Genomic DNA, 16,802 nt, shown 5'->3' on the forward strand with positions numbered 1-16,802 from the left:
ACTCATCTGTCTAACCTAAGCTATAGTACTGTCCGCAAATCCCAAAGTTCCGGGAAAAAGCGGTGATCGAGCACTTTTCGCAAATAATTGACCCCTGATGAGCCACCTGTGCCCACTTTAAAGCCAATGATGCGCTCGACCGTTTTCATATGACGGAAACGCCACTGCTGCAAGGAATCTTCAATATCGACAAGCTTTTCACCAAGCTGGTATAAATCCCAGTATTTATCGATATTTTCATAGACGGTCTTCCATGCGGCGGCTACAGAATCGTCACCACTATATACTACCGAAAAATCACGATTTAGCAAAGCTTCAGTTATTGGCAATCCTGCTTTAGCCAATGCTTGAATCGCTACATCATAAATACTCGGCGCATCGTACGCCTCTTTAAGAACTGCGAGAATGTCCGGTTCTTTCTCATAGATTTTGAGTATATATGGTGTTTTATAGCCAAGTGCAAATTCGATTAAGCGATACTGATAACTTTGGAACCCCGATGCTTTCCCCAGATCATCCCGAAACTCCAAATATTCCGCCGGAGTCATCGTTGCTAATACATCCCACGCCTGAATAATCTGCATTTGGATTTTCGATACGCGTGCGAGCATTTTAAATGCTGGCTGCATTTCACCTTTTTCAATCGCTTGTATCGCACCGCGCATTTCGTGGATGATGAGCTTCATCCACAGTTCACTCACCTGGTGAATAATAATAAACAGCATCTCATCATGATGGTCGGAAAGACGATTTTGACTGTTTAAAAGAGGGGCCAGACTCAAATAATCGCTGTACGTCATTTCTTCACGGAAATCCGTATGAATCCCCTTTTCATCCTTTAGCTTGTGCTGCAAATCCGAAATTGAACGTTTATCCACTAAACCACCCCTTATGCAATGATGTCTCGTTTATTTTCGTGCTTCTCATAAGTTTTGTTTGTAATAATTTCTTTTAAAATCTGCACTGATTGCCATACTTCCTCATAGGAATTATAAAGCGCAACCGGTGCCAGGCGGATGCCATTCGGTGCACGGAAATCAGGTACAACGCCGTACTCTTTTAATGTTTTACAAATTCTAGCCGCCTCGTCATGCACTAAAAACAGATGGCCGCCACGTGTGTCATCAAGCGGATTGCCGAATGTAAACGTATTTGGTAACTCCTGCTCAATACAATCCATCATAAATTGTGTCAACGCGAGTGATTTTTCACGAACCGCTTCGATGCCCGCCTCTACAAACAGTGATAGTGCGCCTTCAATCGGTGCCAAGCTTAATATATGCGGTGTACCGATCTGGTAAGCCCCTGCATGCGGTGCAGCGGTAATTGTTACATCCAGATCAAACTGTTTTTCCTTAGCCGAGCCAAACCACCCAGCCAGACCCGGTGCTGTTCCAAAATGCTTTTCATGAACGTACAATCCTGCAACTGAACCCGGTCCACCGTTCAAATGCTTATAATTGCACCAAAATGCAAAGTCCGCACCGATTTCATGAAGATGATGCGGAACGGAACCGATCGAATGGCATAGATCAAATCCGACCAATATGCCGCGTTCCTGTGCTGCTTCCGTAATCGCCTGCAGATCCAACACTTGGCCACTCCGGTATAAGACAGCAGGCAAAACCGCAACCGCCACATCATCTGTCATCGCTTCGATGATGGCTTCTGTCGTAATTGTTTGCCCGTCTTCACTTTTCACCAGCTGCATACTGCTTTCCGGCAAATTGTGCAAAGCAATTTGACTGGCAATCGCATACAAGTCCGACGGGAAGTTCAGTTCATCTGCCAAAATTTTATAGCGTGCCGCAGTCGGTTTGAAAAACGTAGCCAATAGCTGGTGCAAATTCGTTGTTGTCGAACCAGTCAGCATTACTTCTTCACTTTTGGCACCTATTAAAGGAGCGCACATCGCCGAAAGCTTTTCGGAGAAATAAAACCAAGGATGCTCCCCATTTGTCCAACCGTCAATCCCGTAATCTTTCCACGAGTTAAGCAGTGTATGCACCGACTGTTCCGCCCGCTTAGACAGCAACCCGAGCGAATTGCCGTCCAAGTATATCTGTCCTTCTTTTTTATAAAACTCATCTGCATATTTCTGCAGTCCATCCAATTCGTCAAGTTGTCTTGCTTTTTCAATCGTTGTCATGCTTCCACCCCTTCTAGTAACTTATTAATATCGTACGGGGGAGAGAATAGGTTGTCAAAGTATTCCGAAAGATAAAAATACTTAAGAACCTGGAAAATAGTCCAAAATCGCTACTTCTGTCCTAATCTGGTTGCACTTAAATTAAAGGCCATAAAAATATATAAATATAAACACCTGCATATACTTTCACCAATACAAACTGGAATATGCGCCATTTATTTTTGCCGTGCTTTACTTCTAATAGGATATTAATAAGTGCTGTCAGCAACAAAAACGAGATGAGCACAAACAGATGTAGTTGTGGTGCGAAAATAAGTAAGATTAGGATTAATAATGTCAGGATTTCCACGACGCTTTGCCAATAGGTAGAATGCATCGGAATGTACCGTTTCGGATCGTCCGGGTCACGCATCTTCTTTTTCACCTTACTCGTCGCAATCATTGCAAACGTCAGGAATACTATGCCAATAATTAAAGATAATGTTCGATCAGCCGGTTCATGAAAATTGATAATTTCCTGCAATGAATTTTCACTTAATAAATATATTTCCCCCGTATCTACATTACGATAATACGTTACTTCGCTTCCAGGGTATTCCTGTATACGCATCACCTGATCATTTTTAAAGCTTAGCCTGTAGCTTTGTTGAATATGTGGGTCTTCTATTTTAATATCAGTTTGCTGAAACTGTTGCAGCGCTGTTTCAATCTCTTTTAATGTTTCTTCATTTTTCACCTTTCTCACACCAGCTTGAAAGACGGACTCCGGATCCCCTTCCCATTGCATAAAATAAACCGCTTGTAATGCGCTACGATCCATATTGTCAGACGTGATTTGCTGCTGTATCGGAAATGTACCAACCAAAAACATCGTAATACACGCAATCGCTATCATTACTGCAGGGATTTGCCAGTTAAAAGATTTATTGTTGAGTCGCTGCTGAATTTTATTGAAGTCCTCTTGCTTTTTTTCCGGATCGACTTGAACCTTTTTGAGCTGACTTAACTTTTCGTCTTCAAACATCCTCTTTCCCTCCTAACAGTTCCCGTAATGCTTTTAAACCGCGCACCGTATTATTCTTCACTTTCACTTCACTGCAGCTTAAGATCATTGCCGTCTCTTTTACCGAGTACTCTTCTATGTATCGCAGCACAATCACTTCACGATAATTCCATTTAATTTGCTGGAGGGCGGCATACAGATTTTCATTTTCCGCATTTCGCTCGACTACTGCTTCCGGCAAATCGTCCACTGCAACGGGTTCCGTTTTCAACTGAAAAAAACCAATAATCTTTTTCCTTCGATAATGATCGTATACAAGATTTCTGGCAATTTTTAATAAATAAGTCCGTTCATATTCAGTATAATTTTTCTGATAAAAGCGGTAAAAGGTTTCTTGCAGTAGATCATGTGTTAAGTCTGTATCATTCGTTAAATAGCGTATATATTTATAAACAGCGTCGTAATGCGCTTCAAAAACTTCCCGTCTCAACCTTACAGCCCCCTTCCTCCTTAAAGACGATTGAGCGATCATTTGGAATCACTTTTACATCATAATATAAAAAACCCCAACATTTACATGTTAGGGTTAATCTTTCTAGAACTTATAAATCTGAAATCATACCGCCATCGACAACGAATTGAGCACCTGTTGAATAGCTTGAATCATCAGAAGCAAGATATACAACTAAATTTGATACTTCTACTACTTCTGCTCTTCTTCTTAATGGAATGTCTTGTTCAAGTTGTTTTAAATATTCTTCAACATCTGGCTGATCGGCCATTGGTGTTTTTATAATACCCGGGTGAACCGAATTGACACGAATATTATATTGCCCCAATTAAGTTGCAGCACCTTTTGTCATACCAGTTACTGCATGTTTTGAAGCACTATAAGCTATTGCAGTAGGAGCACTTACTAAACCATCAACGGACGAAATGTTTACAATTGAACCAATACCAGCCTTCTTCATTGAAGGAAGAACTTTTTGCATCCCCAGGAAGACACCAAGCTCATCTATTTTAAATGTCAGTTCAAAATCTTTCACTGTAAGTTCTTCCAATGGTTTGAAAATACCGATTCCGGCATTATTAACCAAAACATTGATTGGGCCAAAAGTTTCTTCTGTTTTAGCGACTACTTCAATCCAGTTGTCTTCACTTGAAACATCTAATTTAAGCGCGATTGCATTTTCACCTAATTCATCGGCCAGTTGTTTCGCACCGTCCAAATTTATATCTGTAATCGCTACTTTGGCACCTTCTTCCACGAATTTCCGAGCATGCATTGCCCCCATTCCTTGTGCAGAACCTGTAATAATTGCTACTTTTCCATCTAATTTACCCATTTAAAATTGCCCCTTTCGAAATAAAATCTATTCTAATAAAACCAGTACGTATGTTATTATGTGCTCTTTGTTACAAATTAATAATACAATACAATTAAAATATCTTTAGATAAAGAGTCTTGAATTAAAGATAATTACCTGTAACTTTTTCAAATAAAAGAGACCGAAGCAACTTTTCGTTTGCTTCGGTCCCTTTCAGTGCATTACACACCCATTTTACGACGGGTATTGCTCGTTTTCTTTGATTGTTGACTCTTCATCTTTTTCGTTGATGTATCACCTTTTAAATTACCTTTGTTGCCAGCTGCATTATTTTTCTTCGCTTCCAGCTGTTGCTTCACTAATTCCTGCAGGCTTAATTTCTTTTTTTCATTTTGTTCAGACATATTCAGACCTCCTCATCAATCTACTTTTCTAAGTATAATCCGTTGCCGTTCCATTTGTAAAAGAAATGATGTAAATAACCTCATAAAAAAACATCTTGAAACTTTCACTCGCTCCAAAATGTTTTCTAATTTATGAACTGTACGTCACTTCCTGTGATGAAAGGTTGAAATAATACCCTAACCCGCTTTTTGTTTTAATCCACTTCGGTGAGCTCGGTTCTTCTTCAATTTTTTCCCGAAGCCTGCGTATATGTACATCGACTGTACGGCGATCCCCTTTTGTAAAGTCCAGTATATCAATAATTTCTTCACGCGATTTAATATTGCCCGGCTGCTCCAGCAAATGAAGCAGCAATTTAAACTCGCGCTTTGTCAAAGGAATTTCCACTTCGTCTTTATACACTTTGAACATGATTAAATCTACTCGAAACGGACCAATCAACATTTGGGAAACACGCTCTTGCTGCTGTATTTCTCTTTCGTAGCGTTTTAAATGAATCCTTAAGCGTGTCAGCATTTCTCGGAATCCAAACGGTTTTCGGATATACTCTGTCGCCCCCATCTCAAGCGCCAGTACAATATCCAATTCATCCGTTCGCGCACTAATCATGATAATCGGAAAATCATGCTCGAAGCGGACTTGACGGCAAATCTCGATTCCTTCCATATCCGGAAGCATCCAATCAAGCAGCATCGCATCCGGTTCAAACGTTGGGATTGCAGCCAATGCTTCTTTACCTGTTCGTACACTATGGACTTCATAGCTGTCCTTTACTAAATAAATATGCAGTAAATTCACTAAATTTTCGTCATCTTCAACGACTAATATTTTTTTCGTCATTAATGATTCCCCGCTTCTCTAATCAATTACGCCTCGGCGTAATTGTGTCCAGATTCGGTTTGCTTTCGCGCAAAGTATTCCTTACCGAATCTGTGACATCCGCCGGAGGCATTAACTTCTTTCAGCAGGCATTTGAACACCCGATGAAAATTGACCAAAAATTATATTAACCTCTATATATATATATAGATAGACTCTGTGCCTACTGCTTCGCCTAAGCATAAAATCTGCTGAAGGAAGTTAATTTAAATCAAATAGCTGCCCTTTAATAAAGTAAGCTGTTGACTCCGCCATATTGGTAATATGGTCCGCTGCTCGTTCAACAAAACGGTTAATGAACAACAATTGCAATGTTTGTTCGATCTCTTGAGGACTTTCTTTTAAATACTCAGTTAAAAGTGCATAGTTTTCATGATTATTGCGATCTACGATATCATCAAGCTCTCCTACTTCTTTCGCCAATGCGATATCCGCATCGATAAATGCCTTCATTGATTTTTTCAGCATATCCATCGCGACATCTTTCATTTCAACTAATGATGTTCTGTCTAAAATCGTTTCGGCTTTGCTGATGCGAATCGTTGCTTTTGCTGTATTTACCGCAAAATCGGCAATTCGCTCGATATCGGACGACATTTTGATGACACTGATAATTCGGCGCATGTCGCGGGCTACCGGCTGTTCTTTCGCCATCAGCCAGATCGCCATTTGATTGATTTCATTTTCCAGATCGTCAATGTAGTTGTCCTCTTCAATGACATCCAGTGCCAACACCATATCCTGCTCCTGAAGGGCTTTGAATGCCTTTTCCATCGCAACAACCGTCATGTCGACCATTTCACCCATTTTGTCCTGCAGTTCAAGCATGTTCTTTTCGAAATTTTCGCGAATCATTCCCAAATCCCCCTCTTATCCGAATCGTCCTGTTACGTAATCTTCTGTACGCTCATCTTTTGGTGTTGAAAAAATAACATTCGTATCATCATATTCAATGACTTCCCCATTTAAGAAGAATGCCGTCTTATCGCTAATACGCGCTGCTTGTTGCATGTTGTGCGTTACAATAACAATTGTATAGTCTTTTTTCATTTGTGTAATTAGTTCTTCTACTTTCAATGTAGAAATCGGGTCAAGTGCCGAAGTCGGCTCATCCATTAAAATAACATCCGGCTTCATTGCGATTGCACGTGCGATACAAATACGTTGTTGCTGACCACCAGAAAGGCCTAATGCTGATGATTTTAGACGATCTTTTACTTCATCCCAAATTGCTGCACCGCGTAGAGACTCTTCTACAATTTCATTTAGGATTTTTTTGTTTTTAATTCCTTGCATACGTGGACCATAGGCAACATTGTCATAGATGCTCATTGGGAACAGATTCGACTTTTGGAATACCATCCCGACTCTTGTACGGAGCTTGATGACATCGCTTGTTTCATATACATTTTCACCATCAATATGAATATTCCCGATTACGCGTACACCGTCGATTAGATCATTCATGCGGTTTAATGTGCGTAAAAATGTTGATTTACCGCAGCCTGAAGGACCGATTAATGCCGTTACTTCTTTTTCTTTAATGTCCAGATTTACATTGAACAACGCTTGCTTTTCACCATAAAACAAGTTTAAATCATTTACTTTAATTTTTGTTGGTAAAGCGCCTGTAGAAGTCGTCGTTGATTTAAAAATTGATGCTTCAGAAATAGTCATAGTCATATAGGTTTCGCTCCTTTTAATAGTCCGCTTTGTTTAGTTTTTTCGAGATATATGTTGCCGTTAAATTCAATACTAATATAATGACGATTAAAACAATTCCGATTGCTGCTGCAAGTCCGATATCGCCGGCTTCCTGTGTTACTAAATACGAGTGAACCGTCAGTGTACGGGCAGACGAGAAAATACTTGATGGCATTGCCGCTACTGTCCCTGCAGTCAGGAAAATGGCTGCCGATTCACCGACAATACGGCCGATCGATAAGATGATTCCTGATAAAATTCCAGGCATTGCACTTGGCAAAATAACTTTAATTAATGTTTGTAATTTTGTAGTACCTAATGCCAGTGAACCTTCACGATATGTTGCCGGCACTGTTTTTAATGCTTCTTCTGTCGTACGAATAATCACCGGTAATACGATAATCGTTAATGTTAAGGATGCTGAAATAATCGACATTCCCAGTTTTAAAATTACAACGAAGAACACGGCACCGAATAGACCATAAATAATCGATGGAATCCCTGTTAAACTTTCAGTCGCATAACGAATGATGCGTACAAGTCGTCCTTGTTTTGCATACTCGCGTAAATAAACAGCTGCTAAAATTCCGATTGGTGTTGCGATTAAAAGTGAAATGACAATCGTTAAAATCGTTGTAACGATCATCGGGAATATTCCGCCGCCACCTGTTGGCGAATAATCACCGAATATGAAATCAAAACTGATATATGAAAAACCTTTATAGAAAATATAGCCAACGATTACAACTAATACGGCTACTGATACGAATGCGGAACCCCAAAGTAAGCCGCGAAACATATTATCTTTAAATTGTCGCATGTTACTGAGCTCCCTTCGCTGTAATACGTGCTAATACAAAGTTTAAAATTAAGATGAATGAGAATAACACAATCCCTGTTGCAAACAGCATTTCCTGATGTGTTCCTGCTGCATAGCCCATTTCAAGTGCAATATTTGTCGTCAATGGACGTACACTGTCTGTCAGGCTTGTCGGGATAATCAGTGAGTTACCTGCAACTAAAATCACGGCCATCGTTTCACCCAATGCACGGCCTAATCCAAGAACGATTGCTGCCATAATACCTGACTTCGCAGCCGGTACAACAACTTTAAAGATTGTCCCGATTTGGGAAACACCTAAAGCAAGTGAACCTTCTCGATATGTTTTCGGCACTGCACGAATCGCTGTTTCAGCAACTGTTACAATTGTCGGTAACATCATAATCGCCAATACTAAAATGACCGCGATTAAACTTTGTCCGCGTGCTAATCCAAGATTGTCCTGTAAAAATGGAACGATAATCGCTAAACCGAATACCCCGTATAATACTGATGGAATACCGGCCAATAGCTGAATTGCCGGAGATACGATTTTAGCTACGGATTTCGGTGCAATCTCCGCCAAGAATATCGCTGTTAATAATCCGATTGGTACCCCGATTACAAGTGCTCCGATCGTTGCGTAAATCGATGCAACAATCATCGGGAAAATACCGAATTTATCTTCTGATGGTACCCAATCACTGCCAAAAAGGAAGTCGAAGAAGCTATAGCCGCCTGTTACGAATGGGTTTGCCCCTTTATAAAATACGAATCCTACAATTAGTAGTAAGCTCACTACTGAAAGAAGCGCACATGCTAAAAATAGTTTCGATGATAAGCTTTCTAAAAAGTATTTTCGCTTATTGCCTTTGCTTATTTGCTGTTCTACTTCGTTTCTGTTTTGTGTGTTCACAAATTTATCCTCCAGCACTAATTATTTCGTTAATGGAATCGCTCCTGCTTCTTCCACAATCTTTTGTCCATCAGCAGTTAAAATGAATTCCATAAACTTTGATGCTGCTTCCGGAACGCTCTCTTTATAAACAAATAGGAATGGACGAGATAATTTATAGTTGCCATCCAATACATTGCCCGCTTCTGCCTTAACGCCATTAATGTCCATCGCTGAAACTGTTTCATCGATATATTCGAATGAGATGAATCCTATCGCATGTTTGTTCATCGCAACCGTTGTTTTAATATTTCCGTTTCCGCTTGCTACGATTGCATTACGAATCAGTTGTCCAGATTCATAGCCGACGATTTCCTGGAATGCATCACGTGAACCAGATCCGTCCTCACGTGAAACAACGACGATTTCCATATCTTTTCCGCCAACTTCTTTCCAGTTAGTGATTTCCCCTGTGAAGATTTGTTTTACTTGTTCCATCGTTAAATCCTTAACTGGGTTTGATGGATGTGCAACAACTACAATCCCGTCATAAGCAATAACCAACTCTTGAATACCGGATTCGATTTCTTCCTGCTTCAGATCACGAGACGACATCCCGATTTGCGAGACATCGTTGATCGCATTTGTAATCCCTGCTGATGAACCGATTTGATTTATTTCAATTTTAACGTCTTCTGTTTCTTCATATTTTGCTGCTAATTTCTCTGCTAAAGGTCCAACTGATGTAGAACCTGAAATCGTTACTAAGTCTCCGCCAGAAGAGGACTCCGTAGAATCTTCATTACTGCAAGCTGCTAATACTACCATTAGAATTGTTAACCCAATGAAGTAACGTGTTTTTTTCAACATACTTCAATCCTCCATCAACATGAATGTTTTCTACCTGCTTTAACAATACATTCATAAAATTAATATCATGTATTAAACATGTAAACCTTATGTAAATTATGAAGAAACGGTCTTTTTATTATGTAAAATCATTCAATTAAATCTGAAAATTTAAAATAATAGGGCTGAATTGTAAATATTTATGAGATTTTTTAACAAGTTAGAGGGAATTATTATGAGGAATTAAATAATTAATTTATAAAGGAAAAGGAAATATGTCGATATTATGTTCAAATCTTTATTGAACAATGTAAGAAATACAGAAAACAGACAATTTGCAATGAATATTTAGAAAAATCTATTTACATTACATTTACAAAAGGGTGTTTTGTTTACAAAAAAGAAAAATGCATCCCTATAAAGAGATGCATTTAAAATCTATTATACTGTAGCTTCAGCTTCTAATAATTCAATCGCTTGCTGTACTTGCTCTTCCGTTAGGTTATGACGGACGATATAACGATTGCGTTCATGTTTTGTACATTCGATTGTACAGCCACCTAAATGCTTCGCTTCGTTTTCCTCTGATGCAATGATTTGCTCATTACATTCAGGGTTAGCACAATTAATATAGCGTTCACATGGTGTTCCATCAAAGTGGTCACGTCCAACAATCACGTGTTCTACCTGGTTGATTGGCACTGTCAGACGCTCATCGAATACGTACATTTGACCATCCCATAGCTGACCTTTAGCAACCGGATCTTTACCGTATGTTGCAACGCCGCCATGTAATTGACCAACATCACCGAAACCTTCTCGCTTCATCCAACCTGAGAATTTCTCACAGCGGATTCCGCCTGTACAATATGTTAATACATTTTTACCTTCGAATAATTCACGGTTTTCACGTACCCATTGCGGTGTATCACGGAAATTCTTTACTTCTGGACGAATTGCTCCGCGGAAGTGACCGACATCATATTCATATGTGTTTCGTACATCGAGTACGACTGTGTTTTCATCTTGCATTTCTTCCAGGAATTGCTCCGGAGATAAATAGCGACCTGTTAATTCATGCGGGTTCACATCTTCTTCCAAGCCTAAGTGCACAAGCTCAGGACGTGGACGTACATGCATTTTTTTGAACGCATGGCCTTCTGCTGGATCAATTTTGAAAACAATCCCTTTGAATAATGGATGTGCTTCCATCATATCGATATAGCTTTGTGTTTGCTCAATAGTACCTGAAACCGTACCGTTAATCCCTTCACGGGCAACTAAAATACGACCTTTTAATCCAATTTCCTTACATGCAGCTAAATGCTCTTCTGAAAAAGCAGCCGGATCTTCAATCGTTGTGTAATGATAATACAATAATACTTGATAATTCATTTTTTTCACCTATCATTCAATATATTTGCAGGATATACCTGATAGTTTAAAACTACCTTACAATGATACGCGATTTCCTGTAAATTTACCATCATTATTTAGGTGGAGGTTTTTAGAAATAATTAACTATTCTTTTTAATATTAGTATAATAGATGTAATACTAATTTGAATGGAGGTATTTTTGTGGGCTTTTTAATTTTCGCACTACTAATCATCATTACCTTTACCGCATTGGCAATTGAAAGAATCCTAAAAGATATACGATCACAGAACAAAGAAATTATTGAGCTATTATCAAAAGCTGATGAGAATAAAAATAATAAACTGGAATAGATTAAACTGGTTGAATCATCTCCACTCTATTTCCAAAAGGGTCTCTAAACTCAAAACGTTCATAATTAGGAATGGGTACGGAGTCCAAAATCTCAATTTCATTTTCCATCAATACTTCTCTCCAATAGGTAATATCCTCAACTTCGTAGGCGAGGTGCGCTTTAGTTGTAAGCCGATTAAAGCCATCTTCTGTCCCTACGTGTACTTCCCGGCTTCCTACTTGCAGCCAAAATCCTCCTCGCCCCTTCAGTACAGAAGGTTTTGAAATTTCATTTAAACCTAAAATTTTGCAATAAAAATCTTTCCCTGCTTCCTCCGTACCTTGGGGAATTGTTATTTGTGCATGGTGTAATCCAATAATCATTCGCTTTCCTCCTCCATAGCTTCCTCTTCTACCATTATCTTACTTCAAATATGACATAAACAAAATGATAGGTTATTTATGTAAATCCATAACTTTTTCTTATCCTCCTTAAATGCTAGTTGAATTCCCCAAATACTAGCACTTAGGAATCAGCCACCAATTTTTTTTATTATTAATCCATCACTTAAATACCATTAAATTCAATTAAATGGTATAATATGTATTGGAGTAGAAATACATTCTTAACCTACATAAAAGAGTTAGAGTAATGTTTTTGTACTAACTTTGAAGGAATTGCGGAAGGATATAACATATGACAACAGAAATTTCGATTTTACCTATTCAATCTGTTTATTCAATTGACAACCGTACGATAACAGGAGAAGTTCTTCATGAAGAGCCGCTCATTGTAAAGTTTTCGAATGTTTTAAGTGATGAAGAATGTCAGAATATAATCGATTGTGCTTCTTCGCGTTTGGAAAGATCCAAATTAGCAAAAAAAGAAGTAAGTCCGATTCGTACGAGCAGTGGTATGTTTTTTGAGGAAAATGAAAATCCGCTTATTTCAGAAATCGAAAAACGGATTAGCAGCCTGATGCATCTTCCAATCGAACATGCCGAGGGTCTACAAGTTTTACATTACGAACCCGGTCAGGAATTTAAGGCACACTTTGATTTTTTCGGTCCAAATCACCCTTCAAGCAGTAATAATCGCATTAGCACGTTAGTAGTCTACTTAAATAATGTTGAAGAAGGAGGCGTTACAACGTTTCCTAATCTGGGTATCCTAACTGTACCGGAGAGGGGTTCAGCGATTTACTTTGAATATTTCTACAACGATCAAAAATTAAATGAACTTACCCTACATAGCGGTGAGCCAGTAATACGAGGCGAGAAATGGGTTGCTACCCAATGGATGAGGAAAAAGCAAATCCGCGAACGTTTTTAATCCTTTTCAAAAGGATTTATATAAAATATGATAGATGTGAAGGAAGTGACGAACTATGGTGGAACTCCTATACATACAAGAGAACAAATGGGATGACAGTCATCGTCCTTGGCCGCTGCCTAATTTGCCTTGGGGGATGAAACAAACGTGGAGTGATTTATTATTCGCCCATTATCCGGTTAAATACGAGGTTTTGCGGAAGTTAGTTCCAAATGCGTTGGAACTGGATACGTACGACGGTGTGTGCTGGGTTGGGGTTGTTCCGTTTCGCATGTCTGGTGTGAGACTTCGGGGATTGCCCCCAGTTCCAGGTACCGACGAATTTCCGGAACTTAATGTGCGCACCTATGTAACGATTGACGGAAAACCGGGCGTATACTTTTTCAGTTTGGATGCGGATAATTGGCCGGCTGTAAAAGGGGCCAGGACATTTTTCCATTTACCGTATCATTACGCTAAGATGGATATTAAAAACTTTGGCGATACAGTATTGTTTGAAAGTAAAAGACGCGATCAATCAGACATAGTTTTCGCAGCCCGTTATAAACCCGTTTCTGAACCGTTCCTTGCGATAAAAGGGACCTTTGAGGAATGGATTACCGAGCGTTACTGTTTCTACACATTAAATACTTCAGGTGTCCCGGTACGCTGTGATATTTTGCACCACCCATGGATTTTACAGGAAGCAGAAGGTGAAATCACCCTTAATACAACTCTGTCCAAACAAGGGATTATTGTGGAAAACGATCAGCCGATTCTGCATTTTTCTAAAAAAATCGATGTTCGCGCATGGCCATTAGTAAGTCCTGCTACCGGCCGATTACATTTTTAAAAAGATAAGTCTTACTTTAAAAAGCAAAAACGCAACCCATATTATATGAGTTGCGTTTTCTTTATTTTATAAACCGCATTTCAGCTGTGCACCACAGTTTGTACATGTGTTGCAGCCACCCATTTCTTCTACCGTACCTTGACGGCAAACCGGGCATGTATTGCCAACTTCCGAACCAATTGTCACATCTGTATCTGTTAACGGCTTAATTGTATCCACTAACACTACTTGACGTTTCACTTGGTCTTCTGTTTGTTTTAATTCTTCAAACTCTAATTGCTCATCCGAATTGGCTTCTTCAGCTTTTAAAGTCAGTACTTGTGTATCACGAGATCCATCGACATACACGGTACCGCCTTTCGCACCGCCGCGGTATAAACGCTCGTACACTTTTTGTACTTGCTCTACTCCATAGCCTTTTGGTGCGTTTACTGTTTTTGAAATGGATGAATCAATCCAGTTTTGAATGATGCATTGAACATCTGCATGTGCTTCAGCAGAAAGCTCCATTGATGATTTGAACCAGTCCGGTAAATTATTTTCATCCACACCCGGGTTCGCATCTAAATACTCTTTTACAATTTCAGCTTTTACTTCAATAAACTTCCCAAGACGACCTGAACGGTAGTAAGTGAAGCTGAAGTAAGGTTCAAGCCCTGTTGCAACTCCGACCATTGTACCTGTAGATCCCGTAGGTGCAACCGTCAATAAATGCGAGTTACGAATACCGTTTGCCACAATATTTTCGCGAATATGCTGCGGCATTTTTTTCATGAAGCCTGTGTTAATGAATGCTTCACGTAAACGTGCTGTTTCAGCTTCTGTTTGTCCTTCAAGGAACGGGAAGCTGCCGCGCTCTGTTGCCAGTTCAACCGACTCTTCATACGCTGCAACCGCAATCGTTTTGAAGATTTCATCAACTAGTGTATTGCCCTCTTCAGAACCGTACTCTTTCTCACAGTAAATCAACAAATCGGCAAGACCCATTACACCAAGACCAACTCGGCGTTCACCTAGTGCCTGCTTTTTGTTTTCTTCCAGGAAGTACGGTGTTGCATCAATTACATTATCCTGCATACGTACGCCAACTTTTACCGTTTTGCGTAACGCATCAAAATCAACTGTTTTCGTTTCTTTGTTTGCAAACTTCGCCAAGTTAACAGCAGCCAAGTTACAAACAGAATATGGTGCGAGTGGTTGTTCTCCGCACGGATTTGTCGCAACAACTTTCTGACCGTACGCTTTTGCGTTTGTCATGTCGTTTGCGTTATCAATGAAGAAGATACCAGGTTCTGCCGCATATGTTGCGCAGACATTGATTAAATTCCAAAGTTCTTTTGCTTTGATTGTACGATACGTACGAACTGGATAACCAAGTTTCTCCCATTCGCGAACATCGCCAACTTCATGCCACTTTTCGTTGTAATCCAGCATTTGTGCCGGAGTATAGTTTTCTACATCCGGGAAGCGTAATTCGAAGTCCTGATCGTTTTCTACAGCATCCATAAACTCTTTCGTTAATGTAACCGAGATGTTCGCACCTGTCAGGAAATCCGGATTATGGACTGAATACGTTCCACCATCGCGTAGCTTCGTTTCAGCGTCACGAATAATCGCTTCGTTAAATCCGCCGAAACCTTCAATATTTTTATAGTTCACAATACCTTGATACATCGCATCTTCCTGCTGTGTTAAAGGCTTGAATCTTAATTTTTCTTTTGCTAGACGAATAATTGATTCATCTGCTGTATTCTCGATCAGATAACGCAGAATACGCGGATTTTGCATTTTGGAAATGATAAACTCCACAATATCCGGATGCCAATCTGCCAGCATAATCATTTGAGCGCCGCGTCTCGATCCACCTTGCTCAACAAGATGTGTCAGCTTGGCAATATCATCAAGCCAGCTTACTGATCCGCTAGATTTACCGTTTACACCGCGCGCCAATGTGTTACGCGGGCGAAGTGTCGAACCGTTCGTACCAACACCACCACCACGGCTCATAATTTCCATTACTTGCTTGCGGTGATCACTGATGCCTTCACGGGAATCGGCTACAAATGGCATTACATAACAGTTGAAGAATGTTACTTCTGTTTCTGAACCTGCCCCGTAAATTACTCGTCCTGCAGGGATAAAGTTCATCGACACAAGCTCTTCGTAAAACTTTCCGAACCATTCTTTGCGCTTTTCTTCTGTTTTCTCAACTGAAGCTAAACCTGTTGCATTACGTTTTGCAATTTGCTCATAAAAAATTTCGAGCGGCTTTTCAATAATATCCAATGAGCGTTCAATAATACCCGTCTCTTGTTCTTCGCCTTCCAATACATGACGGTAATCTTCATCAATTTTAATAAGAGCGGTATTCTTTTCCGGATTAATCGAATGAATAATGCCAAGTCCACGTGCCGGGAATTTCGGATCTTGTTTCACTGTCAAAACAACAAAATCCCCTGTTTTTAATGTTTTCTTTTCCGTATCTTTAAAAGAATAACGGTCAATCATAACAAGACGTGATACACCTTTATGCGTAATATGCATGTCCGGTGTAATCGGGTGCACTTGAGGAAATTGCTCAATATCTTGATTTAACTGATTGACTTGGATGGATTGCTCTAAAACACTTGCCACCGCGTAAGCCCCCCTTTGGACGATTTAATAATTTTAAGTTTCCCTTCACGAATGTAAACTAAACACATTTTATACCATATATTGTGCTAATTTCTTAAATATCATTCTATATGTTGGGTTATATAATTACACTTAAAAAAGATTACAATAAATCTTTTTTTCAAACAAGGGGTTGATTTTTTTTTCTTTTTGTTAAATCCATCTATATCAACGTTTCGGGTATAAAAATTTTTTTACAAAAAATAAAAACACACGTTCGCAA

Annotated in this window: 17 protein-coding genes and 1 pseudogene; 3 read left to right on the forward strand and 15 right to left on the reverse strand. The window is 39.5% G+C overall.

Annotation, left to right across the window (positions count from 1 at the left end; all coding sequences use genetic code 11):
- Nucleotides 1-20 precede the first annotated feature (20 nt).
- The 13 genes and pseudogenes from kynA to trhO form a co-directional block, all read right to left on the reverse strand.
- Nucleotides 21-878, reverse strand: a complete 858-nt coding sequence (kynA, locus tag AC6CH1_RS09905; protein ID WP_498317349.1) for a tryptophan 2,3-dioxygenase — start codon at nt 876-878, stop codon at nt 21-23.
- Between the two features lie 11 nt (nt 879-889).
- Nucleotides 890-2,149, reverse strand: a complete 1,260-nt coding sequence (gene kynU / locus AC6CH1_RS09910) for a kynureninase (protein WP_427709095.1) — start codon at nt 2,147-2,149, stop codon at nt 890-892.
- 136 nt (nt 2,150-2,285) lie between these two features.
- The gene (locus AC6CH1_RS09915) at nt 2,286-3,173 is read right to left on the reverse strand and encodes a signal recognition particle (RefSeq protein ID WP_498317351.1); all 888 of its coding nucleotides are present in this window, start codon (nt 3,171-3,173) and stop codon (nt 2,286-2,288) included.
- Nucleotides 3,166-3,642 (reverse strand): RNA polymerase sigma factor, encoded by a 477-nt coding sequence (locus AC6CH1_RS09920; RefSeq protein ID WP_498317353.1) that lies wholly within the window; start codon nt 3,640-3,642, stop codon nt 3,166-3,168. Before AC6CH1_RS09920 ends, AC6CH1_RS09915 begins: the two co-directional genes overlap by 8 nt.
- A gap of 112 nt (nt 3,643-3,754) precedes the next feature.
- Nucleotides 3,755-4,498: pseudogene (locus AC6CH1_RS09925) on the reverse strand (SDR family NAD(P)-dependent oxidoreductase).
- Nucleotides 4,499-4,701: 203 nt separating this feature from the next.
- A complete protein-coding gene (locus tag AC6CH1_RS09930; RefSeq protein WP_251686974.1) occupies nt 4,702-4,884 on the reverse strand; it encodes a hypothetical protein in 183 nt (60 codons plus the stop codon).
- 130 nt (nt 4,885-5,014) lie between these two features.
- Nucleotides 5,015-5,725, reverse strand: coding sequence for a response regulator transcription factor (locus tag AC6CH1_RS09935; protein ID WP_427709088.1), 711 nt, complete (start codon nt 5,723-5,725; stop codon nt 5,015-5,017).
- Between the two features lie 240 nt (nt 5,726-5,965).
- Complete coding sequence (gene phoU / locus AC6CH1_RS09940) at nt 5,966-6,619, reverse strand: phosphate signaling complex protein PhoU (protein WP_251686970.1); 654 nt, start codon at nt 6,617-6,619, stop codon at nt 5,966-5,968.
- A gap of 15 nt (nt 6,620-6,634) precedes the next feature.
- Nucleotides 6,635-7,447: a phosphate ABC transporter ATP-binding protein PstB gene (pstB, locus tag AC6CH1_RS09945; protein ID WP_251686968.1), complete on the reverse strand. Its 813-nt coding sequence runs from the start codon at nt 7,445-7,447 to the stop codon at nt 6,635-6,637.
- 16 nt (nt 7,448-7,463) lie between these two features.
- Nucleotides 7,464-8,288, reverse strand: coding sequence for a phosphate ABC transporter permease PstA (gene pstA / locus AC6CH1_RS09950; RefSeq protein WP_079527682.1), 825 nt, complete (start codon nt 8,286-8,288; stop codon nt 7,464-7,466).
- Between the two features lies 1 nt (nt 8,289).
- Nucleotides 8,290-9,204: a phosphate ABC transporter permease subunit PstC gene (gene pstC / locus AC6CH1_RS09955; RefSeq protein ID WP_251686966.1), complete on the reverse strand. Its 915-nt coding sequence runs from the start codon at nt 9,202-9,204 to the stop codon at nt 8,290-8,292.
- Between the two features lie 21 nt (nt 9,205-9,225).
- The gene (locus AC6CH1_RS09960) at nt 9,226-10,053 is read right to left on the reverse strand and encodes a phosphate ABC transporter substrate-binding protein (RefSeq protein ID WP_251686964.1); all 828 of its coding nucleotides are present in this window, start codon (nt 10,051-10,053) and stop codon (nt 9,226-9,228) included.
- A gap of 420 nt (nt 10,054-10,473) precedes the next feature.
- Nucleotides 10,474-11,427, reverse strand: coding sequence for an oxygen-dependent tRNA uridine(34) hydroxylase TrhO (gene trhO / locus AC6CH1_RS09965; RefSeq protein ID WP_427709081.1), 954 nt, complete (start codon nt 11,425-11,427; stop codon nt 10,474-10,476).
- A gap of 184 nt (nt 11,428-11,611) precedes the next feature.
- Here trhO and AC6CH1_RS09970 point away from each other — a divergent pair, with 184 nt between their 5' ends.
- Nucleotides 11,612-11,761, forward strand: coding sequence for a hypothetical protein (locus AC6CH1_RS09970; RefSeq protein WP_251686960.1), 150 nt, complete (start codon nt 11,612-11,614; stop codon nt 11,759-11,761).
- Between the two features lies 1 nt (nt 11,762).
- Here AC6CH1_RS09970 and AC6CH1_RS09975 read toward each other — a convergent pair whose 3' ends face one another.
- Complete coding sequence (locus AC6CH1_RS09975; RefSeq protein ID WP_427709079.1) at nt 11,763-12,125, reverse strand: VOC family protein; 363 nt, start codon at nt 12,123-12,125, stop codon at nt 11,763-11,765.
- Nucleotides 12,126-12,438: 313 nt separating this feature from the next.
- Between AC6CH1_RS09975 and AC6CH1_RS09980 the strand changes: the two genes are divergently transcribed.
- Nucleotides 12,439-13,074: a 2OG-Fe(II) oxygenase gene (locus AC6CH1_RS09980; protein WP_251686956.1), complete on the forward strand. Its 636-nt coding sequence runs from the start codon at nt 12,439-12,441 to the stop codon at nt 13,072-13,074.
- 55 nt (nt 13,075-13,129) lie between these two features.
- Nucleotides 13,130-13,906, forward strand: a complete 777-nt coding sequence (locus AC6CH1_RS09985; RefSeq protein ID WP_427709075.1) for a YqjF family protein — start codon at nt 13,130-13,132, stop codon at nt 13,904-13,906.
- Nucleotides 13,907-13,972: 66 nt separating this feature from the next.
- Here the strand turns inward: AC6CH1_RS09985 and AC6CH1_RS09990 are convergent, their stop codons facing one another.
- Nucleotides 13,973-16,540, reverse strand: coding sequence for a vitamin B12-dependent ribonucleotide reductase (locus tag AC6CH1_RS09990; protein WP_498317357.1), 2,568 nt, complete (start codon nt 16,538-16,540; stop codon nt 13,973-13,975).
- Nucleotides 16,541-16,802 lie beyond the last annotated feature (262 nt).

Source organism: Solibacillus sp. GQ1 (genome assembly GCF_059758555.1).